Annotated in this window: 19 protein-coding genes; 11 read left to right on the forward strand and 8 right to left on the reverse strand. The window is 64.6% G+C overall.

All coding sequences use genetic code 11. From position 1 onward, the window contains the following. Positions 1-110: 110 nt before the first annotated feature. Both tyrS and SAB01S_RS11785 read left to right on the forward strand, forming a co-directional pair. Positions 111-1,328 (forward strand): tyrosine--tRNA ligase, encoded by a 1,218-nt coding sequence (tyrS, locus tag SAB01S_RS11780; protein WP_062733292.1) that lies wholly within the window; start codon positions 111-113, stop codon positions 1,326-1,328. 125 nt (positions 1,329-1,453) lie between these two features. Beyond that, on the forward strand, positions 1,454-1,810 hold the full coding sequence (locus tag SAB01S_RS11785) for a PilZ domain-containing protein (protein ID WP_062733214.1): 357 nt from the start codon (positions 1,454-1,456) through the stop codon (positions 1,808-1,810). Here SAB01S_RS11785 and SAB01S_RS11790 read toward each other — a convergent pair. From SAB01S_RS11790 to recG, 3 genes are all read right to left on the reverse strand, one after another. Further along, positions 1,782-2,870 carry a mechanosensitive ion channel family protein gene (locus SAB01S_RS11790; protein WP_062733215.1) on the reverse strand — a complete coding sequence of 363 codons (1,089 nt, stop codon included), beginning with the start codon at positions 2,868-2,870 and terminating at the stop codon, positions 1,782-1,784. The two genes, SAB01S_RS11785 and SAB01S_RS11790, sit on opposite strands and share 29 nt — an antisense overlap. A gap of 66 nt (positions 2,871-2,936) precedes the next feature. Further along, positions 2,937-3,446 (reverse strand): hypothetical protein, encoded by a 510-nt coding sequence (locus tag SAB01S_RS11795; protein WP_157078336.1) that lies wholly within the window; start codon positions 3,444-3,446, stop codon positions 2,937-2,939. A gap of 55 nt (positions 3,447-3,501) precedes the next feature. Continuing rightward, complete coding sequence (recG, locus tag SAB01S_RS11800) at positions 3,502-5,565, reverse strand: ATP-dependent DNA helicase RecG (protein WP_062733219.1); 2,064 nt, start codon at positions 5,563-5,565, stop codon at positions 3,502-3,504. A 197-nt stretch (positions 5,566-5,762) separates the two neighbouring features. Here recG and SAB01S_RS11805 point away from each other — a divergent pair, with 197 nt between their 5' ends. Both SAB01S_RS11805 and mfd read left to right on the forward strand, forming a co-directional pair. Further along, on the forward strand, positions 5,763-6,026 hold the full coding sequence (locus tag SAB01S_RS11805; RefSeq protein WP_062733294.1) for an FAD assembly factor SdhE: 264 nt from the start codon (positions 5,763-5,765) through the stop codon (positions 6,024-6,026). 132 nt (positions 6,027-6,158) lie between these two features. Next, a complete protein-coding gene (gene mfd, locus SAB01S_RS11810) occupies positions 6,159-9,632 on the forward strand; it encodes a transcription-repair coupling factor (RefSeq protein WP_062733220.1) in 3,474 nt (1,157 codons plus the stop codon). Positions 9,633-9,679: 47 nt separating this feature from the next. On the opposite strand, the gene SAB01S_RS11815 is transcribed toward mfd, so the two are convergent. The 3 genes from SAB01S_RS11815 to SAB01S_RS11825 form a co-directional block, all read right to left on the reverse strand. After that, positions 9,680-10,498 carry a ferredoxin--NADP reductase gene (locus tag SAB01S_RS11815; RefSeq protein WP_062733222.1) on the reverse strand — a complete coding sequence of 273 codons (819 nt, stop codon included), beginning with the start codon at positions 10,496-10,498 and terminating at the stop codon, positions 9,680-9,682. 161 nt (positions 10,499-10,659) lie between these two features. Beyond that, positions 10,660-10,971, reverse strand: coding sequence for a hypothetical protein (locus SAB01S_RS11820; protein ID WP_062733296.1), 312 nt, complete (start codon positions 10,969-10,971; stop codon positions 10,660-10,662). 155 nt (positions 10,972-11,126) lie between these two features. After that, a complete protein-coding gene (locus tag SAB01S_RS11825; protein ID WP_062733224.1) occupies positions 11,127-12,728 on the reverse strand; it encodes a phosphoenolpyruvate carboxykinase in 1,602 nt (533 codons plus the stop codon). 264 nt (positions 12,729-12,992) lie between these two features. On the opposite strand from SAB01S_RS11825, the gene SAB01S_RS11830 reads away from it, so the two are divergent. From SAB01S_RS11830 to SAB01S_RS11855, 6 genes are all read left to right on the forward strand, one after another. Beyond that, the gene (locus SAB01S_RS11830; RefSeq protein ID WP_021228663.1) at positions 12,993-13,697 is read left to right on the forward strand and encodes a response regulator transcription factor; all 705 of its coding nucleotides are present in this window, start codon (positions 12,993-12,995) and stop codon (positions 13,695-13,697) included. Beyond that, positions 13,666-15,261 carry a sensor histidine kinase gene (locus tag SAB01S_RS11835; RefSeq protein WP_062733226.1) on the forward strand — a complete coding sequence of 532 codons (1,596 nt, stop codon included), beginning with the start codon at positions 13,666-13,668 and terminating at the stop codon, positions 15,259-15,261. Before SAB01S_RS11830 ends, SAB01S_RS11835 begins: the two co-directional genes overlap by 32 nt. Positions 15,262-15,323: 62 nt before the next feature. Next, positions 15,324-15,755 carry an HPr kinase/phosphorylase gene (locus SAB01S_RS11840; protein ID WP_062733228.1) on the forward strand — a complete coding sequence of 144 codons (432 nt, stop codon included), beginning with the start codon at positions 15,324-15,326 and terminating at the stop codon, positions 15,753-15,755. After that, positions 15,752-16,690 (forward strand): RNase adapter RapZ, encoded by a 939-nt coding sequence (gene rapZ / locus SAB01S_RS11845; RefSeq protein WP_062733230.1) that lies wholly within the window; start codon positions 15,752-15,754, stop codon positions 16,688-16,690. Before SAB01S_RS11840 ends, rapZ begins: the two co-directional genes overlap by 4 nt. 22 nt (positions 16,691-16,712) lie before the next feature. After that, complete coding sequence (locus SAB01S_RS11850) at positions 16,713-17,117, forward strand: PTS sugar transporter subunit IIA (RefSeq protein WP_009820945.1); 405 nt, start codon at positions 16,713-16,715, stop codon at positions 17,115-17,117. Continuing rightward, positions 17,114-17,386, forward strand: a complete 273-nt coding sequence (locus SAB01S_RS11855; protein WP_021228667.1) for an HPr family phosphocarrier protein — start codon at positions 17,114-17,116, stop codon at positions 17,384-17,386. Before SAB01S_RS11850 ends, SAB01S_RS11855 begins: the two co-directional genes overlap by 4 nt. A 661-nt stretch (positions 17,387-18,047) precedes the next feature. On the opposite strand, the gene SAB01S_RS11860 is transcribed toward SAB01S_RS11855, so the two are convergent. Beyond that, entirely contained in the window at positions 18,048-18,485 is a 438-nt protein-coding gene (locus SAB01S_RS11860) for a DNA polymerase III subunit chi (protein ID WP_062733232.1), read from the reverse strand. Between the two features lie 10 nt (positions 18,486-18,495). Continuing rightward, complete coding sequence (locus SAB01S_RS11865) at positions 18,496-19,935, reverse strand: leucyl aminopeptidase (protein ID WP_062733298.1); 1,440 nt, start codon at positions 19,933-19,935, stop codon at positions 18,496-18,498. Positions 19,936-20,185: 250 nt separating this feature from the next. Between SAB01S_RS11865 and SAB01S_RS11870 the strand changes: the two genes are divergently transcribed. Continuing rightward, complete coding sequence (locus SAB01S_RS11870) at positions 20,186-22,405, forward strand: LPS-assembly protein LptD (RefSeq protein WP_062733299.1); 2,220 nt, start codon at positions 20,186-20,188, stop codon at positions 22,403-22,405. Positions 22,406-22,455 lie beyond the last annotated feature (50 nt).

Here is a 22,455-nt window from a genome sequence, read left to right on the forward strand (position 1 = left end):
CGCGGCTGGACCTGTGCAAGCGCCATCCTTGAAACAAGTCGCGCCCTTCGACAAGCGCCGGGCGAACGGCATCTTTCCGTCGACCGCCCGCGATGCTAAAGGCGCGCGCCATGAGCCAATATCAGTCCGATCTCCTCCGCCTGCTCGACGAGCGGGGCTATATCCACCAACTGACCGATGCGCAGGGCCTTGATGCCCTGGCCGCGCGCGACGTGGTGCCAGGCTATATCGGCTTCGACCCTACCGCCCCCTCGCTCCATGTCGGCAGCCTGGTGCAGATCATGATGCTGCGCCGGATGCAGCAGGCCGGGCACAAGCCGATCGTCCTGATGGGCGGCGGCACCGGCAAGATCGGCGACCCCTCCCTGCGCGACGAGGCGCGCTCGCTGATGACGGTCGAGAAGATCAACGAGAATGTCGCCAGCATCAAGCGGGTGTTCGAGCGCTTCCTGACATTCGGCGACGGTCCGAGCGACGCCATCATGGTCGACAATGCCGAATGGCTCGACGCCCTCGAATATATCCCCTTCCTGCGCGACATCGGCCAGCATTTCTCGGTCAACCGGATGCTGAGCTTCGACAGCGTGAAGCTGCGACTGGACCGCGAACAATCGCTCAGCTTCCTTGAATTCAACTATATGATCCTGCAGGCCTATGACTTTCTGGAACTGTCGCGGCGGGCGGGCTGCCGGCTCCAGATGGGCGGGTCCGACCAGTGGGGCAATATCGTCAACGGCATCGAATTGTCGCGGCGGGTCGATGGCACGCAGGTGTTCGGTCTTACCTCCCCGCTCATCACCACGGCCGACGGCGGCAAGATGGGCAAGACCGCCAAGGGCGCGGTGTGGCTGAACGCCGATGCGCTGTCGCCCTATGATTATTGGCAATTCTGGCGCAACACGCAGGACGCCGATGTCGGGCGCTTCATGCGGCTGTTTACCGACCTGCCGCTGGACGAGATCGCCCGGCTGGAAAAGCTGGACGGGGCGGAGATCAACGACGCCAAGAAGATACTGGCCGACGCCGCCACCGCCATGGCCCATGGTGCGGACGCCGCCGCCGCCGCCGCCGAAACCGCCCGCCGCACGTTCGAGGAAGGCGCGTCCGACGCCAATCTGCCGACCGTCAGCCTGGGCCAGCAAGGCCTGACCGTTGTTCGAGCGACCACGGCCCTTGGCTTTGCGACGTCGAACAAGGAAGTGCGCCGCAAACTGAGCGAAGGCGCGATCAGGGTGAATGGCACGGTCGTCACCGACCCCGCCGTCATGCTGAAAGCCGGCGACAAGCTGAGTTTCGGAGCCAAGAAGCACGGGCTGGTCATCGACTGACCCGGAACGCGGCGAAAAATCCCGTTACCTCAAAGGGATCGGCTAGACGGGATAAACAGGCTTAACGCCTTGCTAAGCCTGTTTTTGCACATCTCGTTCATGATCGGCTGCTTAGGCTCGCGGTCATGCCCAACTCGGTTCTCGCCAGTCTCGACCATGTGATGCGATCGCGCGACCCGTCGGTCGAACAGCGTCGGGCGAAACGCGACCTGGTGGATCTGGTCAGCCATGTCACCGTGCGCGGCCGCACCCAGGGCGTGCGGATCATCAACATCTCCCCCCTTGGCCTCATGTGCCGATCGGACGATTCGCTGCTGACAGGCGAGCGCATCACTGTCTGGCTGCCAGTCGTAAAGGATTATCCCGCCGAAATTCGCTGGGCAGAGGATGGGCGCGTCGGCATGGAATTTCTGACGCCCGTCAATCCGCGCCTCTATGACGCGATGATGGCGCTTATTCCGCCGCGTCAGACGATCTGGTAGGGGCCAGCCTCTCAAACCCTTCGCCCGGCTCCAGCCGCTGACGGCTACGCACCAGCGCATCGGGCATCTCGGTGCGCAGAAAGTCCATCACCGCTTCCCGCACTTCGCAGCGTAGGTCGAAAGCGATGCCGGCATTGCGCGCCGACAGGAGACCGCGCAGTTCCAGCGCATCGGCGCGATGGTCGGTCACCTGCAATATCGCCACGCGCCCGTCCCACCGGCTGTTGGCTTTCACCGCATCGACGAAAGCATCGCGGATACGCGCCACGTCAGCGGCGGGATCGACATAGAAAAATACCGTGCCCAGCAGGTCCGACGTTTTCGTCGTCCAGTTCTGAAACGGCTTTTCCAGAAAATAGGACACCGGCACCACCATGCGCCGATCGTCCCAGATGCGCACCACGACGAAAGTCAGGGTGATATCCTCGATCCGGCCCCATTCCCCCTCCACAATCACCACATCGTCCAGGCGAATGGGCTCGGAAAAGGCCATTTGGACGCCGGCGATCAGATTCTTGAGCGCGGGCTGCGCCGCCGCGCCCACCGCCAGGCCGACCAGGCCCGCAGACGCCGCCAGCGTGACCCCGATCGATCGGACGCCGGGAATGGCGATCAGCGCCATCGCGATCACCAGCACCGCGATCATGCTCTGGGCGATGCGGTAGAGGATGCGCACGCGCGTATGCCGCTGCCGCGCCTTCAAATTATCCTCGGCGCTGATGTCGCTATGGCTTTCGATCATCTGCCGTACCGCCCGCAGCACCCGAAGCAACAGCCAGCCGGCAAGCAGCGCGAAAAGCATCTTCGACCCGATCGACCAGAGCGACTCCACCCGTGGCCCAAGCTCCAATGGCTGGACGCCCGCGCCAAGCGCGAACAGCACAACCAGCCAGCGCGTCGGCTGGAATATGGCAGGCAGCAGGATCGGCGTCATGCGCGCGCGCACCACGCGCACGGCGATGGCGTACAGCACCCAATGGATCAGGAAGGCCGCGACGACCGACAGCGCGATGGAAACCGCGGCCAGCGACGTGATGTTGGTCAGGCTGATGTCCGGCATGAAGGGAGCAACGCCATTGCCTGCAAATTGTTTCGCAGGCGCAGCATGAACGGAATCACGATGACTTTATTGCGCGCAGATCCGGGTCCGCACATTCACCCAGCATCCGTTGCGCTTCGTGACGACGCCCAGCGGGTCATAGGCCCGGCTGTCATCCGGGTCCTTGTTCCAGGTCGCGGTGGTGCGACCGTCGCTCTGTGTCGTGACGACCGCGAAATGCGACTGACGCGGTTTGCCGCCGTCCCATGTGTTGAGCGTATATTGGTCCTTCCCCATCGGAAAGACACGACAAGGCCCGTCGACCAGCCGCTTGCCGTCCACCTCGAAATGGCAGTCGCGCACGGAGGGTGTCATCCCCGCACCGGCCTGATCGCCCGCCTCTGCCATGGTGCCGCGGATCGTATTTGGCGCTTGTGCGGGCAGGCCGGCATTGCTGGCAGCGGCCTCCGCCTCGGCGCCGGCAGTGCCCGCATCGGCCTGTTCCGTCTGCGGCGCCGAATGGCACGCCGCCAGCGCCAGCACGGCCATCAGAAACCCACATTCTCGCACCGCATGCTCCTTTACAGATGCCGACATGGAACGATCAGGGACGGCATTTCTATCCGCCTTGCCGGTTCGATTGGCGTGCTCATCACCCGCCGCGCAGCAACCCTACGGCCGCATCCTTTTCGAACAGATAGAGGCAGGTACGCGCGGCCTGCCCCCGCGCGCTGTCCAGCCCGCCATCGCGTTCGATCAGCAGATGCGCGTCATCGCGCGCCGCGTCCACCAGCGCCGCAACATGCTCCGGACTGGCCAGTTTCATCACAGCCTCGCCCGACTGGCGCGTGCCCAGCACCTCGCCCGCGCCCCGCAGCTTCAGATCCTCCTCGGCGATGCGAAAGCCGTCATTGGTTTCGCGCATCAGCGCCAGCCGCGCGCGCGATGTTTCGCCCAGCGCGTTGCCGCGCAGCAGCAGGCAGGTGGACGGTTTGTCCCCGCGCCCCACTCGCCCGCGCAGCTGGTGCAGCTGCGCCAGGCCGAACCGGTCCGCGCCCTCTATGATGATAAGGCTGGAGTTTGGCACATCGACGCCCACCTCGATCACCGTAGTCGCCACCAATATCTGCGTGCGGTTGCCGGCAAAGGCTTCCATCGCCGCGTCTTTTTCCGGCCCCTTCATCCGGCCATGGACCAGGCCGACGCGATCGCCGAACCGCAGCCGCAGCGATTCCGCGCGCGCCTCGGCCGCCGCCTGGTCGCTGGTTTCGCTTTCCTCCACCAGCGGGCACACCCAATAGGCCTGCCCGCCGCTTTCGACATGGCGGGCGAGCGCGTCGACCACCTCGTCCAGCCGGCTCGCCGCCATCACCAATGTCTGGATCGGCTGGCGGCCGGGCGGCATTTCGTCGAGCCGCGACACATCCATTTCGCCATAATAGGTCAGCGTCAGCGTGCGCGGGATCGGCGTCGCGGTCATCACCAGCAAATGCGGCGCGCGTTCCGCCTTGTTCGCCAGCATCATCCGCTGCGCGACGCCGAAGCGATGCTGTTCGTCGATCACGGCAAGGCCCAGCGCCTTGTAACGCACCGCCTCCTGAAAAATGGCATGCGTGCCGACCAATATGTCGATGCTGCCATCGGCCAGCCCCATCAGCGTGGCTTCGCGCACCTTGCCCTTTTCGCGCCCGGTCAGGATCGCGATTTCGATGGGCATGCCCGACGTCATCTTGCGCAGCGTTTCATGATGCTGCCGCGCCAATATCTCGGTCGGGGCCAGCATTGCCCCCTGCATCCCCGCCTCGACCGCATTCAGCAGCGCCATCAGCGCGACCAGCGTCTTGCCTGATCCCACATCGCCTTGCAGCAGCCGCAGCATCGGCGTTGTTTGCGCCATGTCGCCCTCAATCTCGCCGATCGCCCGGCGCTGCGCGCCCGTCGGCGCGAAGGGCAGTTTCAGCATCGCGCGCAGCCGCCCGTCGCCCTCTATCGACACGCCGCGTCGGCGGCGCGACGATTGCCGCACCAGCATCAGCGCCAGTTGACCGGCAAAAATCTCGTCATAGGCGAGCCGCTCGCGCGCGGGGCCATCGCCCGGATCGGCATGAGCGCGGGCCAGCGCCTCTCGCCAGGCGGGCCACCCCTTGCGCGCCAGCAGGCTGGGTTCGATCCATTCCGGCAGGTCGGGCGCGCGCGCCAGCGCCTGCGCCGCCAGGTCGCGCATCCGGTTGTTGGTCAGCCCTTCGGACAGGCCATAGACCGATTCGCGGGCGGGCACCGTGTCCGCTTCCTCGGGCGGCAGCACATGGTCGGGATGGACGATCTGGAGGTTTTCGCCATAGGCCTCCAGCTTGCCCGACACGAATTTGGGTTCATTGAGCGGCAACAGCTTGCGCGGCCAGCCGCTATTCTTCCCAAAATAGACGAGGGCGACGCCATTGCCCTGCCCGTCCACCGCCAGCACGCGGAACGGCGCGCGCGCGCTGCCGCCGGCGCGATAGTCGATGGGCGTCAGCACCGTGCCGATGATCCGCCCGGCGTCGGCCATGTCCAGCCGGTCAGTCAGGTGGCGATCGACCCAGCTGACCGGCAGATGGAAGGCGACATCGACCGCCCGCTTGAGGTCCAGTCGCTCCAGCGGACGGGCCAGCGCCGGTCCTACCCCTTTGAACAGGGAAATTTCGGCAAAGATCGGATTGAGAATATCGGGTCGCATGGCTATCTCACGCGCTCTAGCCCAGCCGGGACGGTGGCACAAATGGCGGCTCGCACCTCGATACAGCCGTTCGTGCTGAGTGGGTCTGAGCAAAGTCGAAGACCCGTATCGAAGCATCCTGCGTCGAACGATCCTTCGATACGCCGCTTCGACTTCGCTCAGCGGCTACTCAGGACGAACGGATGAAGTGAATGAACATGAACGACACTCCCCATCTGCGCCGCATGAAGTTTCGCGCCTGGCATCGCGGCACGCGCGAATCGGACTATACCGTGGGCGGCTTCTTCGACCGTTATCACGCGACCTGGAACGAAGAGGAAATCGCGTGGTTTGAACGCTTCATGGAAGAGCAGGATGCCGACATCATGGGCTGGGCGGTGGGGACGATCCCCGTGCCCGATGAATGGAAGGGTCCGATGATGGACCGGTTCCTGAAACTCGATTTCGTGAAGATCGTCTGAAATCATCCTCCCCTGCACGGGGAGGTGGCAGGCCGAAGGCTGACGGAGGGGTGTAACCCTCTCAATAATGTGACACCCCTCCACCGGCTTCGCCGGTCCCCCTCCCCCTAAGGGGGAGGATGAAAGAGCAGAATGACCGATCTTCAAAAAATCCTCAGCGCCAAGGCGCCGATCACCCTGGCGGGCGTGCCGGCCGGGTTCCTGCCCTGGCTGCTCGCGGATCTGGCGCGCGCGGCCGGCGGAGCGGCGCCGGGCCGCGCCGTCTTCATCGCCGCCGACGAACAGCAGGCGCGCGCCATCGCCGACACCGCGCCAACCTTCGCCCCGGAACTGGAGCTGATCGACATTCCCGCGTGGGACTGCCTGCCCTATGATCGCGCCAGCCCGTCGCTGCGCGCGGCGTCTGCGCGTCTGGCGGGACTTCACGCCTTGCAGGTCAAGCCTAAGGGACCGCAGCTTGTCGTCACCACGCTGGCGGCGATGACGCAGCGCACGCTGACCCCCTTTCGCGTGCGGCAATTGGTGGCGAAACTCGCGCCCAAGGAACGGATCGCGATCCAGCGGCTGGCCGAGATGTTACAGGCCAATGGCTATGTCCGCACCGATACCGTTCATGACCGGGGCGAATTCGCCATCCGCGGCGGCATTGTCGATCTGTTCCCCGGCGGCGAGGAACAACCGCTGCGGCTCGACTTTTTCGGCGACGAGATAGAGACGGTCCGCCGGTTCGACACGTCCGACCAGCGCACCACGGGCAGCGTCGATGGCTTCACCCTGCTCCCGGCGTCCGAAGCACTGCTGGACGAGGACACGATCAAGCGGTTCCGGCTGCGCTATCGCGAGACATTTGGCGCAACCGCGACCGGCGACCCGCTCTATCAGGCGGTCAGTGACGGCCGCCGCCTGGCCGGCATGGAACATTGGCTGCCATTGTTCGAAGAAAAGCTGGTGCCGCTGACCGATCATCTGGGCGATGCCGTGATCGTGCGCGATTCCGGGGTGGCGGGCGCAGCGGAAAACCGGTTCGAGGCGATCCGCGATTATCACGCCAACCGGGTGCAGGCGAAATCATCCGATCCCGGTTCCTATCGTCCGCTCAAACCCGACGCCCTTTACCTGAACGCGGCCGAATGGGACGCGGCGGTGGCGTCGCTGCCGATGCATGCCACCACGCCTTTCCACGAGCCGGAAAGCGCGACGGTGCTGGATTTCGCGGTCGACGGGCCGCGCGATTTCACCCCCGAACGCGCACAGAACAGCAATATCTACGACGCTGTCAGCGCCCATATCGACGGCCTGCGCCGCAAGAAGAAGAAGGTGGTGATCGCCAGCTATTCGGCGGGCGCGCGCGAACGCCTGTCCGGGTTGCTCGCCGATCATGGCGTGGCGCGGATCGCTGCGGCCGATGACTGGCAGGAAGCGCTGGGCCTTGCCGCCGACGGGCGCGTCGCGCTGATCGTGCTTGGCCTAGACCATGGCTTTACCGCACCCGATGTCGCGGTGCTCACCGAACAGGATATGCTGGGCGACCGGCTGGTGCGCCGCGCCAAGCGCAAGAAGAATGCGGACGCCTTCCTGCAGGAACTCGCCACGCTGACGCCCGGCGATCTGGTCGTGCATCGCGACCATGGCATTGGCCGCTATGATGGGCTGACGCAAATTCCGGTGTCGAAGGCCGCGCATGATTGCGTCGCGCTGGAATATGCCGGCGGCGACAAACTCTATGTGCCGGTCGAAAATCTCGAAGTCCTCTCGCGCTATGGCTCCGAAACCGATGGCGTAAGCCTCGACAAGCTGGGCGGCGAGGCCTGGCAGCGGCGCAAGGCGAAGATGAAGGAGCGCATCCGCGAAATTGCGGGCGAGCTGCTCAAGACCGCCGCCGCCCGCGCGCTGCGCCCCGCCACCGTCGCCGAACCCGACGTCGCGGGCTACCCCGCCTTCGTTGACCGCTTCCCCTATCAGGAAACCGACGATCAGGATCGCGCGATCAGCGACGTGATCGATGATCTTGGCGCGGGCAAGCCGATGGACCGGCTCGTGTGCGGCGACGTGGGTTTCGGCAAGACAGAGGTCGCGCTGCGTGCTGCCTTCGTCGCTGCGATGGCCGGGATGCAGGTCGTCGTCATCTGCCCCACCACCCTGCTCGCGCGCCAGCATCACATGAATTTCGTCGATCGCTTCCGTGGTTTCCCGATCGAGATCGGCCGCCTGTCCCGCCTGGTCCCCGACAAGGAAGCAAAAGCGGTAAAGGCGGGCCTCGCCGATGGCAGCATCGACATCGTGGTTGGCACGCACGCCCTGCTCGCCAAGGGGATTGAGTTCAAGCGGCTGGGCCTCGTCATCGTGGATGAGGAACAGAGGTTCGGCGTCACCCACAAGGAACGGTTGAAGGGCCTCAAGACCGACGTGCATGTGCTGACGCTGACGGCGACGCCGATCCCGCGCACGCTGCAAATGGCGATGTCGGGCCTGCGCGAATTGTCGGTCATCCAGACGCCGCCGGTCGATCGGCTCGCCGTGCGCACCTATGTCATGCCGTGGGATGGGGTGGTCATTCGCGAGGCGTTGCTGCGCGAACATTATCGCGGCGGGCAGAGCTTCTTCGTCGTGCCGCGCATCGCCGACCTTACGGAAGTCGAGGAGTTTCTGCGCAACGAGGTGCCCGAGGTCAAACCCATCGTCGCCCACGGCCAGATGTCGGCGACCGAGGTGGAGGAGCGCATGTCCGCCTTTTACGACAAACGCTATGACGTGCTGCTGTCGACCACCATCGTCGAATCCGGCCTCGATATTCCGAGCGCCAATACGCTCATCATCCATCGCGCCGACCGCTTCGGCCTTGCCCAGCTCTACCAGCTGCGCGGGCGCGTCGGCCGGTCCAAGACGCGCGCCTATGCCTATATGACGACGCCCGCCAACCGCATCATCACCGACACGGCGGAAAAGCGGCTGAAGGTGTTGTCGGACCTCGACACGCTGGGCGCGGGCTTCCAGCTTGCCTCGCATGATCTCGACATTCGCGGCGCGGGCAATCTGGTCGGCGACGAACAGTCGGGCCATATCAAGGAAGTGGGCTTCGAACTCTACCAGTCGATGCTGGAAGACGCGATCCTGGACGCCAAGGCCGGCGGCATCGCCGAAGAACGGCGCAGCGAGGAATTTTCGCCACAGATCAGCGTCGACGCGCCGATCCTCATTCCAGAAGAATTCGTGCCCGACCTCGACCTGCGCATGGGGCTATATCGCCGCATCAACGAACTGGAGGATCGCCAGGGCCTCGAATCCTTCGCCGCCGAACTGATCGACCGTTTCGGCAAGCTGCCGCTGCCAACGCAAAACCTGCTCAAGATCATCGAGATCAAGCAGAATTGCCTGGCCGCTAATATCGCCAAGATCGATGTCGGCCCCAAGGGCGCGCTCGTTACCTTCTTCGAGGATCGCTTCCCCAAGCCGGAAAATCTGGTCGCCTATGTCCAGCGATTGAATGGTGTCGCCCGGTTGCGCCCTGACAGCAAGATCGTGCTGGATCGCGCCTGGGGCGATCCGCAGGCGCGCCTCAATGGCGTGCTGCAATTGTCCAAGGGGCTGGCGAAGGCCGCAGGGTAAGACGACGGGCGGCGCGCGTCATACGCGCCCGCCCATTGCTCCTATCGTCAGCCGACGAAGGCGCGCTCGATCACGAACTGGCCGGGCGCCGCGTTGGAGCCTTCGGTAAAGCCCGCGCCTTCGAAATAGGCGGCGAACTGCTTGATCATCTCCATGCTGCCGCACATCATGATCCGGTCGGTTTCCGGGTCGAACTTCTTCGCGCCGGGGATCCCGGCGAACAGCGCGCCGCTCTCGACCAGCGCGTCGATGCGCTGCGTATGGCCGTCAAACGGCTCGCGCGTGACGGTGGGCACATAATGGAATTGCCCGGGTGCCTGTTCGGACACCAGCGGATCTTCGGACCATTTGGCCTCCAGATCGTCGCGGAAGGCAAGGTCGGACACGCGGCGCACCGAATGGACGATCATCACCTGCTCGTAAAATTCATAGACGTCCGGGTCGCGCGACAGGCTGAGGAAGGGGGCCAAGCCCGTGCCGGTCGACAGCATGAACAACCGCTTGCCCGGCAGCAAAGCGTCGGTGACGAGCGTGCCGGTGGGCTTGCGGCCCAGATAAATCTGGTCGCCCGGCTGGATCAGCTGAAGCTTCGACGTCAGCGGGCCATCCTGCACCTTGATCGACAGAAACTCGATTTCCTCGTCCCAGCTGGGGCTGGCGACCGAATAGGCGCGCAGCAGCGGCTTGCCATTGTCGCCCTTGAGGCCGATCATCACGAACTCGCCCGAACGGAAGCGGAAGCTGGCTGGCCGCGTGATGCGGAAGCTGAACAGATGTTCGTTCCAATGCTTCACCGACAGCACGGTTTCCACGGAAAGCGCGCCGGTGGGTTCCAATGCCGGCTTTTCGGTCGTTACGTCGGTCAACTAACTTCGTCCTTGCTTGCGTTGGCGCGGCCCGCGCCGCCTCAATTGCGGATCGTTCGCAACAGATCAGATGCGCGCGAATTGGCCCTTCCGCGCCGCGAAGGCAAGGCCAAAAAAACTTGGGGGTGGCAAAGCGCCGGCTTCCGCCGCGCGGCGGGTCGTCAGCCAAACAGGCCCTTGGCGATGCCGCTCAATTCATTGGCGGGGTTGCCGTCGCCGTCCCGGTCGAACATGCTGCCCAATTGGCTCATGATCGCTTCGGGCCCGCCAAAACTGCCCATCAATTGCTGCAACTTGTCGGCCGACACGCCATGTTCGGCCGCCGTTTCGGCAAGCGCCGCCACGCTGGTTTCGCCCGATCCGATCTTCGCCGCGATCTCGCGCATCAGCGCCTGCATCTGTTCAGGCGTGACGCCGATCTGCGCGGCGACCGCCTCCAGCCCGCCCAGTTTGCCGATGATGCTGTCGAACATGCGCTTACGCTCCTTTTCACTATCCACGCAGATTAGCAGGAGCGCCGGGTCAACGCAAAAAGCCCCTTCGCTTAAAAGGCGGAGAAAACCAGACTTCGCGAAAAAGGGGCGGGAAACCATGGCCCCCACCCCTTTTTGTCATACTGTCGCTCGCGTCAGGCGGCAGTCAGCGCCGCGCCGCGCACGCCATCGTCGACATGCTCTTCAAACTGCGCGAAATTGTCGACGAAGGCCTTGACCAGCGTTGCCGCCGTTTCGTCATAGGCCTCGCCGTCCGCCCAGGATGCGCGCGGATCGAGGATGGTCGAATCCACGCCCTCCACCGCCACGGGCACTTGGAACCCGAAATTGGGATCGGTGCGGAACTGCGCATTGTTGAGGCTACCGTCGAGCGCCGCGTTCAGCAGCGCGCGCGTGACCTTGATCGGCATGCGCTTGATGCCCGGCATCGTCGCCTTGCCGCCCGACCAGCCGGTGTTGACCAGCCAGCAGGTGACGCCGCCCTTGTTGATCCGTTCTTTCAGCAAATTGCCATAGACCGAGGGGTGGCGCGGCATGAAGGGCGCGCCAAAGCAGGTCGAGAAGGTCGCGGTCGGTTCGGTCACGCCGATTTCGGTGCCTGCGACGCGCGCGGTGTAGCCGGACAGGAAATGATACATTGCCTGTTCGGGCGTCAACCGCGCGATCGGCGGCAGCACGCCATAGGCGTCGGCGGTCAGGAAGATGATGTTCTTGGGAACCGGCCCCAGATTCTTCTCCGAAGTGTTGGGGATGAAATCGATCGGGTAGGAGCCGCGGCTGTTTTCGGCGAGGCTGTTGTCATCCAGGTCGATGGCGCGGGTTTCCTCGTCCATCACGACATTTTCCAGCACCGTGCCGAACCGCTTGGTGGTGGCGAAGATTTCCGGTTCGGCCTCAGCCGACAGGTTGATCATCTTGGCATAGCAGCCGCCTTCGAAGTTGAAGACGGCCGTGTCCGACCAGCCATGTTCATCGTCACCGATGAGCGTGCGGCTGGCGTCGGCCGACAGCGTCGTTTTGCCGGTGCCGCTGAGGCCGAAGAAGACCGCCGTATCGCCGTTCGCGCCGATATTTGCCGAACAATGCATCGGCATCACGCCCTTGGCCGGCAGCAGATAGTTGAGGATGCCGAACACGCTCTTCTTCATCTCGCCGGCATAGGCGGTGCCGCCGATCAGGATCAGCTTTTCGGTCAGGTTAACCGCGATCACCGTTTCGCTGCGGCAGCCATGGCGCGCGGGATCGGCGCGGAAGCTGGGCAGGTCAATGATCGTATATTCGGGCGCAAATCCGGCCAGTTCCTCGGCGGTCGGCCGCACCAGCAGCGTGCGGATGAACAGATTGTGCCAGGCAAATTCGTTGATGACGCGTACATTGACGCGATGCTCAGGCTGCGATCCGCCGAACAGGTCGGCGACGTAGAGCGTGTCCTTTTCGCCCAGCGCCTTGAAGAAATCGTCCTTCAATGCCGCAAAATGCTCCGGCGTCATCGCGACATTGGTGTTGCCCCACCAGACCGTGTTTTCGGTTTCGGCGTCGCGGACGATGAACTTGTCCTTGGCGCTGCGGCCGGTGTGCTTGCCGGTCTTGACGACCAGCGGGCCGTCCTTCGACAGCTTGCCCTCGCCATTGCGCACGGCCGCCTCGACCAGCGGCGCGGTGCCGAGATTCCAATGCTGGGTGGCATGGGTAGTGATGCCCTGGTTCGCCAGGGTGATAGAGGATTTGGCCTGCACGCCTTTGCTCCTGTCTATGTTGTCGTCCCGCGCATGCCATCATGGTCGGGGTCGATCCGCCTCCCCGTCGCCCTTTCGTAAGGCGTCCGGCTTGCTGACATATTTCGCATAGGACGTGATGCGAGCAGCGTCAAATTGAGTCGATGCTGCGCCGCAACCATCGGGACGGCGCTTCGCGGCCCGGCATCGTCAGCCTTTCTTGCAGCCCCGCGTGCCATGGTCTAACGCTGCTGCGCTCTGCAACCTGATCAGCCGGGACGCCGCATGACCGCAACCATCGCACTGGTGGACGACGACAAGAATATCCTGACCTCCGTGTCGATCGCGCTACAGGCCGAAGGCTTCGTGACGCGCATCTATCCCGATCCCGAAGGCGCGCTGAAGGCGCTGCTCGACAATCCCGCCGACCTTGCCGTCTTCGACATCAAGATGCCGCGCATGGACGGACTGGAACTGCTGCGGCGACTGCGCGAAAAAAGCGCGATGCCCGTGATCTTCCTCACCTCCAAGGCCGATGAGCTGGACGAGGCGCTGGGCCTGGCCATGGGGGCGGACGATTATATCTCCAAACCCTTCTCGCAGCGGCTGCTGATCGCGCGCATCCGCGCCATATTGCGCCGCGCCGAAGCCAATCGCACGCCCGAAGCCAGCGACGAGCCGGTTGCCGAGCCGATCGTGCGCGGGCGGCTGGAAATGGACCCGGCCCGGCACCGAGTCAAATGGGATGGCAAGGACGTGACGCTGACCGTCACCGAGTTCCTGATCCTGGAAACGCTTGCCCAGCGCCCCGGCGTGGTCAAGAACCGCAACCAGTTGATGGACGCCGCCTATCAGGACGACGTCTATGTCGATGACCGCACCATCGACAGCCATATCAAGCGCCTGCGCCGCAAATTCCGTGAGGTAGACAGCCAGTTCAATGCAATCGACACGCTCTATGGCGCCGGATACCGATTCTCCGAGGAATGACCGCCTGCCCGCACCGATGCGCTGGTCGGGGCGGGTCAGCCTCACGCCGCGCATCCTGGCGGTCAATGTGTTCGCGCTGGCGCTGCTGGCGGGTGGGTTTTTCTATCTCGACAGCTATCGCACCCGCATCGTCGATGATCGGCTGGCCCAGTCCGCGCGGGAATTGAAGCTGCTCGCCATCGGGCTGGACACCGCACCGGCCAATCGGCAGGACCGGTTGATCGCCGCCTATGCACGGCAGACCGGCGACCGGGTGCGCCGCTATGGCGCCAATGGCGCGCTGATCGCCGACAGCTTCGCCATGGATGCGCCGCGCTATGAATTGCGCTCGCCCGAAGACGAAGCCTTGCGGCGCCATGTCGCGCGCTTCCTCGACAAGATGGTCGATCGAGTGGTGTCCGCCGATCGCCCGCCCGATTTTGAGGAGCCAACGGTCGATCGCGCCAGCGCCTGGCCCGAACTGGTCGCCGCGCGCCGTTCCGGTCGGCCCGAAGCGATGAACCGCTACGCCCCCGACCGCACCTTCATGATTTCGGCCGCCGTGGCGATGAGGGACGGGACCAGCCTGCTCGCGACCGAAAATGCGCGCGACATCACTCGCACAGTGCGCGCCGAACGCTTCCGCCTGGGGCTGGTGCTGGGCGCGGCGGTGCTCGCCTCGGTGCTGCTCTCGCTGTTCCTCGCCCGCACCATCGTACAGCCGCTCCAGCGCCTCGCGCGCGCCGCCGTGCGCGTGCGACTGGGCCGCGCGCGCGAGGTGACGGTGCCGCGGCTGCCCGAACGGCGCGACGAAATCGGCATGCTGGCCCGCGCCCTGTCGGACATGAGCCATGCGCTGCGCCAGCGGATCGACGCGACCGACGCCTTCGCGGCGGACGTCAGCCATGAACTCAAGAACCCCATCGCCTCGCTGCGCTCCGCGCTCGATTCGCTTGAGCGAGTGGACCGCCCGGACCTGCGCGCGCAGTTGATGGCGATCGCGCAGGATGATGTACGCCGGCTCGACCGGCTCGTCACCGACATTGCCGAAGCCTCGCGCGTCGACGCGGAACTGTCGCGCACCCGCTTTGAACCCATCGACCTTGGCCTGCTGATCGAAAAAATGGTGATCGCCCGCGAAGCGCGCGGCGTGCCGCGTGGCGTGCGGCTGGCCTTCGCCCGCCCGCGCAAGGATGTCGCCGTCGTGCTGGGCGAAGAAGGCCGGCTGGTGCGCGTGCTCGACAATCTCATCGACAATGCCGTGTCCTTTTCACCCGACGGCGGCCTTGTCCGCATCATCGCCACGGTGGCCCACGACCAGGTGCTGGTCAGCGTCGAGGATGAAGGGCCGGGCGTCCCCGAATCCGAGCGCGAACATATTTTCCGCCGCTTCCACAGCGTCCGGCCCGAAGGCGAAAGTTTCGGCAAGCATTCGGGCCTGGGCCTCGCCATCGCCCGCTCCATCGTCGAAGGGCATCAGGGCCGCATCAGCATCGGCGACCGCGAGGATGCGCAGCGCGGCGCCAGCTTCGTCGTGCGCCTGCCGATGGCGGTGGCGCGCGACCCCGGCATTGTTTCGGAATAAGACGCCGACGCGACGCTCGCCCATTTTCATTGATGCCGACAGGCGTTAGAAGAGGCGGGATAATGGCGCGCGCCCTTTCCTCCGAAACGCTGCATGCGACCAGCGTGGCCATTGATGGCCGGGCCGTCCTGCTGTGCGGTCCCAGCGGCGTAGGCAAGTCCGACCTGGCGCTGCGCCTGATCGACCGTGGCGCCACGCTGGTCAGCGATGATTACACGCTGGTCCAGCGCATCGACGGTTCTCTGCGCGCCACCGCGCCCGACACCATCGCGGGCAAGATGGAGGTGCGCGGCCTTGGCATCCTGCCCATGTCCCATGGCGACGCGCCCGTCGCGCTGCTGTGCGACCTGTTCGACCAGGTCGACCGGATGCCGCCCGAGGGCCTGTCCCGCGCCGTCGCCGGATTGCAGGTGCCGGTCGTCAAGATCGCCCCGTTCGAAGTCTCTGCCGCGATCAAGGTCGAATTGGCGCTCAGGGCGCTGGCGCCGCGATGAGCGCATCCCACCCCAAATCGATCCTGCTGCTGTCGGGCCTGTCGGGCGCGGGCAAGACCACCGCGCTCAAGACGCTGGAGGATATGGGCTGGGAAGTCGTCGACAATCTGCCGCTGATGCTGCTCGACCGGCTGCTCGACACACCACTGCCCGTCGGCCATGGCGCGGGTGCCGACCGGCCGCTGGCGCTGGGCATCGACGCGCGCACGCGCGGCTTTGACGCCGGCGCCATCGTGCGCCGTATCAAGGGCCTGCGCGAACGCCACGGCCATGACATCGAAACCCTGTTCCTCGACTGTTCCGACGCCGAACTGGAACGGCGTTTTGCCGAAACCCGCCGCCGCCACCCGCTGGCGGCCGATCGCCCCGCCGCCGACGGCATCGCGCGCGAACGCGAACTCACAGAACCGCTGCGCCGCTGGGCCAGCCAGGTGATCGACACCACCAGTTTCACCAGCAACGCCCTGCAACAGGAAATGCGCGACCGCTTTTCGCGGCCCGGCCTGTCGGAACCGGTGCTGACCATCCTGTCCTTCGGCTTTTCGCGCGGGGTGCCGCGCAACGCCGACCTGATGTTCGACATGCGCTATCTGCGCAATCCGCACTGGGACGATGCGCTGCGACCCAAAACCGGGCTGGAGGCCGACGTCGCCGCCTATATCGCGCAGGACCCCGCCTATGACGACAGCGTGAGCCGGATCGAGGATCTGCTCGTCACGCTGCTGCCGCGTTATGCCGAAGGCGGCAAGACCTACATTACCGTAGCGTTCGGCTGCACCGGCGGGCGGCATCGGTCCGTCCATGTCGCAGATCGGGTCGCGAGGCACTTGCAAGCAGCGGGCTTTTCGCCCACGGTTCTGCACCGCAATATAGAATCAGCGCCCCAGGACAGCCTGGAGAAGCGCCGACCGGGAGGCCCGAAAGCAGAATCATGATACAGGTGGGCCGCACAAGCACATGATCGGACTCGTACTCGTCACCCATGGGTCGCTGGCGACCGAATTCGTCGTCGCCATGGAACATGTCGTTGGGCCGCAACAGCAGATCGCCACGATCTGCATCGGCCCCGAAGACGATATGGAATTGCGCCGCGCGGATATCGCTGCGGCGGTCGCGCGCGTCAATGATGGCGCGGGCGTCATCCTTCTCACCGACCTGTTCGGCGGCACCCCGTCGAACCTCGCCATCTCGCTGCTCAAGGCCGGCGAGATCGAGGTGATCGCAGGCATCAACCTGCCCATGCTCATCCGCCTGGAAAGCGCGCGCAAGGTGATGGACGTACGCGCCGCCGTCGCCGCCGCGCGCGAGGCAGGCCAGAAATATATCAGCGTCGCATCGGAATTGTTGGGCAGCACTGCATGAACGAAATCAGCCAGGACGTCCGTATCACCAACAAGCGCGGCCTTCACGCCCGCGCCAGCGCCAAATTCGTGACCCTGGCCAGCGGCCTGCCCGCTGAAGTCACCGTCAGCAAGGACGGCCATCACGTCACTGGCACGTCGATCATGGGGCTGATGATGCTGGGCGCGGCGATGGGCGACCAGATCACGATCAAGGCGACCGGCCCGGACGCCGCGCAGGCGCTCAGCCAGCTCGTCACCCTGGTCGAGGACAAGTTCGGAGAAGAGTGACGCCCGTCCGTGGCCACTAATATATGACTAGCGGACATAACCATATTCATCCCTACAAAGCGGGAATCCGTCCCTCATCACCGCGCCCGTTAAGACGTCGGGAGATAGGTTCCCGCGTTGACCTGCGGTCACTCTTCGGATCGCGGGAATGACGGCAGGGCGCCTGAGATATCTAAACCTACCTTCCGACCCGCAAAGGATGTCCAAGGTTTCGGCCAACAAAATCGTCAACGTCACGCAACCGGTTAGGCAATGCCTCTGCTTTTATTCTCCGCGTATGGTTGATGAATCGAAATCCTGCGTTCCAAAGCGCCCGCACTTTCTCCCATTGCTCATCGTCTGATTTGCGAGGCACCTTAAACGCGCGCCCCATCCAGTGAAGACTTCTATGGCATTCAGGGCATACAGCAGAGGCCGCTTCCGATAGCTTCCATGATTTCCGGCAATCGAAACAGGCATGTGGCCACAGGCACTCTGGGCCACGATGGTAGGGAGGAACATTTGGGGCGCTTACAGTCCGATTGCCGGCCGCCCGCCTCAACTCCATTCGGTCGAATTTGGAGAGGTCAGCCATTTTTCGAGACTAAACCTTCTCATGTTCGCAATCAAGACCAGGAACAGGCTCCGAGATCACCAACGATTGGGTGCTATTTGCCCGCGCCTACGGCCCCTGCACCCATTTCCGGCCCTCCTGCCGCCAGAAGCGCGGCTCCACGCCTTCCGCTTTGCTAAGCGTGCGCCAGCTTGTCCGGGCGCCGTCGATGGTTTCGGCGTCGAAGAAATAGAAGGCGCGATCGAAGCCGAGCGCCTCCTCGCGCCACAGGCCGTCGGCCAGCGCGACGTGGCGCGCGCCATTGCCCGCATTGCAGGTATCGCTCAGCAGAATCGGCTGGTGCGCCTCCCCGCCTTCGCCGACGCGACCATGGGCGAGGAAGCTTTCGGGCGGCCCCGCCCACAGGCCCTTCGAAATGCGGTCGAGCCGGTCGTCCTCCCCCGCCACCACCAGCAGCCGCGCGCCCATCGCCAGGATGCGCCCGGCGATCGCGGGCAACACCTGTTCGACAGGATCGCGGCTCAACTGGTAGAAATCGACCTGCATCGCCGGCGCGTCAGCGTTCGAACCGGTCCGTCACGAAGCGGTCGAGCAGGCGCACGCCATAGCCGGTCGCGCCCTTGTCCCATGTCGCGCCGGGCTTGTCCGACCAGACCATGCCGGCAATGTCGAGATGCGCCCACTTGACGCCTTCGTCGACGAACCGCTGGATGAACTGGGCGGCGGTGATCGACCCGGCATAGCGCGGGCCGATATTCTTCATGTCGGCGATCGGGCTGTCGAGCAGCTTGTCATAAGCGTCGGACAGCGGGAAGCGCCACAGCTTTTCCCCCACGCTCCGCCCGGCCTTCGCCAGCGCGTCGGCGAGCGCGTCGTCATTGGCGAAGAGGCCGCCATGTTCATGGCCCAACGCGACGATCATCGCGCCGGTCAGCGTCGCCAGATCGACGATCATGTCGGGACTGTAGGTTTTCTGCGCCCAGGTGACGGCATCGCACAGCACCAGCCGCCCTTCGGCATCGGTGTTGAGCACTTCGATCGTCTGGCCCGACATGGAGGTGACGACATCGCCCGGCCGCTGCGCATTGCCGTCGGGCATATTTTCAACAAGGCCGCAAATGCCCACGACCCGCGCCTTCGCCTTGCGCCCGGCCAGCGCCTTCATCGCGCCCGCGACAGCGCCCGCGCCGCCCATGTCCCACTTCATGTCCTCCATGCCCGCGCCGGGCTTGAGCGAGATGCCGCCGGTGTCGAAGGTCACGCCCTTGCCGATGAAGACCAGCGGCTTGTCCTGCGCGCCGCCGGTGCCGTCCCATTCCATCGCCAGCAGGCGCGGTTCGCGCACCGAACCCTGCGCAACGCCCAGCAAGGCGCCCATGCCAAGCTGCGTCATCGCATCCTTGTCAAGCACGGTGATCTTGACGCCCAGCTGTTCCAGATGACGGCAGCGTTCGACGAAGCTTTCGGGATAAAGGATGTTGGCCGGTTCAGCGACCAGTTCGCGCGTGAAGGCGACGCCATCGGCAAGCGCGGCCTGCCGTTCCCAGTCGGCGTCGGCATCGCCGGCAACGATGGTGATGGTCTTGAGCGTGGGCTTGGCCTTTTCACTCTGGCGCGTGCGGTACGTGTCGAAGCGCCAGCTGCGCAGGCGTGCGCCAAAGGCCAGCGTGGCGGCGGCCTCGCCATTCAGACCTTCAACCACTGCATGGATCGCGCCGCTGCTCGCCAGTCTCGCGACCAGCGTGCCGCCGGCCTTTTCCAGATCCTGGTCGCCTCCGGCCCCGGTGCCGATCAGCAGGATACGAATGGTCCGGCCGCCTTCTTCGGCGAAACTTTCAAAGCTGCTGCCTGCTTCACCGGTAAAGCGCGAGGCCGCCGCGCCCGCTGACAGAGTCGAGGCGGCCGACAGCGGCAGGGCATCAAGCCCGCCCTTGGCAACGGCCAGGACCAGGGTGTCGGCGGCTTCGGGGCGGGTCGGGCTGAATTGGATATCCATCGGGGCGCTTTTCCTCTTGTCGATGTCTTGGCGGCGGCCGCTGGGCCGCGCTGTCTGTTCCGCAGATAGTGCCGCCCGGCGCGTCTGGCAAAGGCGTTCGACCGATTTTGCATGATTCGATCCACGGCTGGCGATTGCGGAGCGCGCGGCAGTGCGATAGGCGGGAAGGCCAGACGCGCCGTCCATAGAGGCCCATTGCTTGCAGACCGCCTTGCCTTCCCCATTTTCTTGCGCTTCCCTCCGTGCCGTCCTGCTGGGCGGCGCGGCGCTGATTGCATGCCAGCCCGCGCTGGCGCAGCAACTGAACGAACCGCAGACGCCGATCAGCGCGCCCGACGCGCCCGTACCGACCAGCGACGATCAGATCGGCTTTGCCGCTGATACGCTGGAATATAATAGCGAGACGGAGATCGTCACGGCGAGCGGCAATGTGCAATTGCTACGCGAAGGCAATCGCCTGCGCGCCGACAAGGTCGTGTGGGACCGGAACAGCGGCAAGGTGGAGGCACAGGGGAATGTGTCCGTTACCGATCCCGACGGCAATGTCGCCTATGGCGACCGCTTCGATGTCACCGACAGCCTGAAGGACGGCGCGGTCGACAATATGCTGCTGGTGCTGCAATCGGGCGGGCGGCTGGCCGCGGTCAAGGGCACCCGCACCAATGGCGTCTACACGCTGGAACGTGCTGCCTATACCGGCTGTTCGGTCGAGGACAGCGACGGTTGCCCCAAGGAGCCGACCTGGCAGATCAACGCCGTGCGGGTGGTCTATGACCCGACCCGCGAGCGCGTCACCTATCGCAACGCCAATATCGAGCTGTTTGGCCTGCCGCTCATTCCGCTGCCCGGTTTCAGCCATCCCGTGGGCGATAATGGCGGCAGCGGTCTGCTGGTGCCCAATTTGCGCTACGATCGCAACAATGGCTTTGAAGTCGCGCTGCCCTATTATTTTAAGCTGGCGCCCAATCGCGACCTGACGATCACGCCGCACGTCTATACCGACACCTTGCCGATGCTGGAGACGAATTTCCGGCACCTCTACGACCGCGGCGCCTATCAGATTACTGGCTACGTCACACACGGCCGCCGCGTCGCCACAGGCGAAAGCCCGGCGGGAACGACGGCGGCCGACAGCGAAAAAGATCTTCGCGGCTATCTCGACGCGTCGGGCGCGATGCAATTGTCGCCCGAATGGAGCCTGGACGGGTCGATCCGGGTAGCCACCGATCGCACGTTCCTGCGCCGCTACGACATCAGTCGCGAAGACCGGCTACGATCGACCATCGGCGCGCAGCGTATCGGCGAAAACAGCTATTTCTCGATTCGCGGCTGGGCGGTGCAGACGCTGCGCCAAGGCGATTCGCAGGGGCAGACGCCGATCGCGCTGCCGGTTATCGACTATCGGCTGCGGATGAAGGACCCATGGTTGGGCGGCGTGTTGCAGTTGCAGGCGAACACGCTGGCGATCACCCGCACCGCCGGCCAGGATACGCAGCGCGCCTTTGCTGGCGCGGAATGGAATTTGCGCACGCTGACGGGCCTGGGGCAGGAAGTGACCTTCACGGGCTATCTGCGCGGCGACGTCTATCATAGCAGCGACAATGCGCTGACATCGGTCGCCAGCTATGCGGGCGATCCGGGCTGGCAGGCGCGCGGTATCGCGGCGGCGGCGGTAGACATGCGCTGGCCGTTCGTGGGCGAAGCCTTTGGCGGCGTGCAGCGGATCGCGCCGCGCGTCCAGATCGTCGCGTCCCCGCATCTTGCCAACCTGTCGCTGCCCAATGAGGATGCGCGCGCGGTGGACCTGGAGGACAGCAACCTCTTCGCGCTCAACCGCTTTGCCGGCTATGACCGGTTCGAGGATAGCTCGCGCGTCACCTACGGTCTGGAATATGGGCTGGACCTGCCCAATTTTTCGCTGAGCGCGATCATCGGCCAAAGCTATCGGCTGGATCGGCAGGAAAGCATTTTGCCCGACGGCACCGGCCTGTCGGATCGCACGTCTGATATCGTCGGGCGCACCACCATTCGCTACAAGAATTTCGTCAGCCTGATCCACCGCTATCGGCTGGACAAGGACAATCTGTCGGTGCGCCGCAACGAGATCGACGCGACCGTGGGCAGCAAGAAAACCTATGCGATGGTCGGCTATCTGCGGCTCAACCGCAATGCGCTCACCGGGCTGGAGGATTTGCAGGATCGCGAGGAACTGCGCCTCGGCGGCCGGGTGCAGTTCGCGCGCTTCTGGTCGGTGTTCGGATCGACCGTCGTCGACCTTACTGACGCGAAGGAAGATCCGGTCAGCATATCGGACGGTTATGAACCAGTCCGCCACCGGCTGGGCGTTGCTTATGAGGATGACTGCCTGACGCTGGGCTTCACATGGCGACGCGATTACCAGACCAATGGCGACGCGCGAAAGGGCAATGGTTTCCAGCTACGGCTAGCTTTCCGCAATATTGGCATATAAGGAACGGGCTTCGTCCTCTCGTCAGGGCCGGTTAAGGCGGGGCTGTGCAT

Origin of the sequence: Sphingobium abikonense NBRC 16140, from assembly GCF_001598335.1 — a bacterium.
Classification (GTDB): domain Bacteria; phylum Pseudomonadota; class Alphaproteobacteria; order Sphingomonadales; family Sphingomonadaceae; genus Sphingobium; species Sphingobium abikonense.

Excerpts from the sequence above, each read along its gene's own strand:
- tyrS (WP_062733292.1), top strand. The coding sequence starts at position 111 with ATGAGCCAATATCAGTCCGATCTCCTCCGCCTGCTCGACGAGCGGGGC.
- SAB01S_RS11785 (WP_062733214.1), top strand. The coding sequence starts at position 1,454 with ATGCCCAACTCGGTTCTCGCCAGTCTCGACCATGTGATGCGATCGCGC.
- SAB01S_RS11790 (WP_062733215.1), bottom strand. The coding sequence starts at position 2,870 with ATGCCGGACATCAGCCTGACCAACATCACGTCGCTGGCCGCGGTTTCC.
- SAB01S_RS11795 (WP_157078336.1), bottom strand. The coding sequence starts at position 3,446 with ATGTCGGCATCTGTAAAGGAGCATGCGGTGCGAGAATGTGGGTTTCTG.
- recG (WP_062733219.1), bottom strand. The coding sequence starts at position 5,565 with ATGCGACCCGATATTCTCAATCCGATCTTTGCCGAAATTTCCCTGTTC.
- SAB01S_RS11805 (WP_062733294.1), top strand. The coding sequence starts at position 5,763 with ATGAACGACACTCCCCATCTGCGCCGCATGAAGTTTCGCGCCTGGCAT.
- mfd (WP_062733220.1), top strand. The coding sequence starts at position 6,159 with ATGACCGATCTTCAAAAAATCCTCAGCGCCAAGGCGCCGATCACCCTG.
- SAB01S_RS11820 (WP_062733296.1), bottom strand. The coding sequence starts at position 10,971 with ATGTTCGACAGCATCATCGGCAAACTGGGCGGGCTGGAGGCGGTCGCC.
- SAB01S_RS11830 (WP_021228663.1), top strand. The coding sequence starts at position 12,993 with ATGACCGCAACCATCGCACTGGTGGACGACGACAAGAATATCCTGACC.
- SAB01S_RS11835 (WP_062733226.1), top strand. The coding sequence starts at position 13,666 with ATGGCGCCGGATACCGATTCTCCGAGGAATGACCGCCTGCCCGCACCG.
- SAB01S_RS11840 (WP_062733228.1), top strand. The coding sequence starts at position 15,324 with ATGGCGCGCGCCCTTTCCTCCGAAACGCTGCATGCGACCAGCGTGGCC.
- rapZ (WP_062733230.1), top strand. The coding sequence starts at position 15,752 with ATGAGCGCATCCCACCCCAAATCGATCCTGCTGCTGTCGGGCCTGTCG.
- SAB01S_RS11850 (WP_009820945.1), top strand. The coding sequence starts at position 16,713 with ATGATCGGACTCGTACTCGTCACCCATGGGTCGCTGGCGACCGAATTC.
- SAB01S_RS11855 (WP_021228667.1), top strand. The coding sequence starts at position 17,114 with ATGAACGAAATCAGCCAGGACGTCCGTATCACCAACAAGCGCGGCCTT.
- SAB01S_RS11860 (WP_062733232.1), bottom strand. The coding sequence starts at position 18,485 with ATGCAGGTCGATTTCTACCAGTTGAGCCGCGATCCTGTCGAACAGGTG.
- SAB01S_RS11865 (WP_062733298.1), bottom strand. The coding sequence starts at position 19,935 with ATGGATATCCAATTCAGCCCGACCCGCCCCGAAGCCGCCGACACCCTG.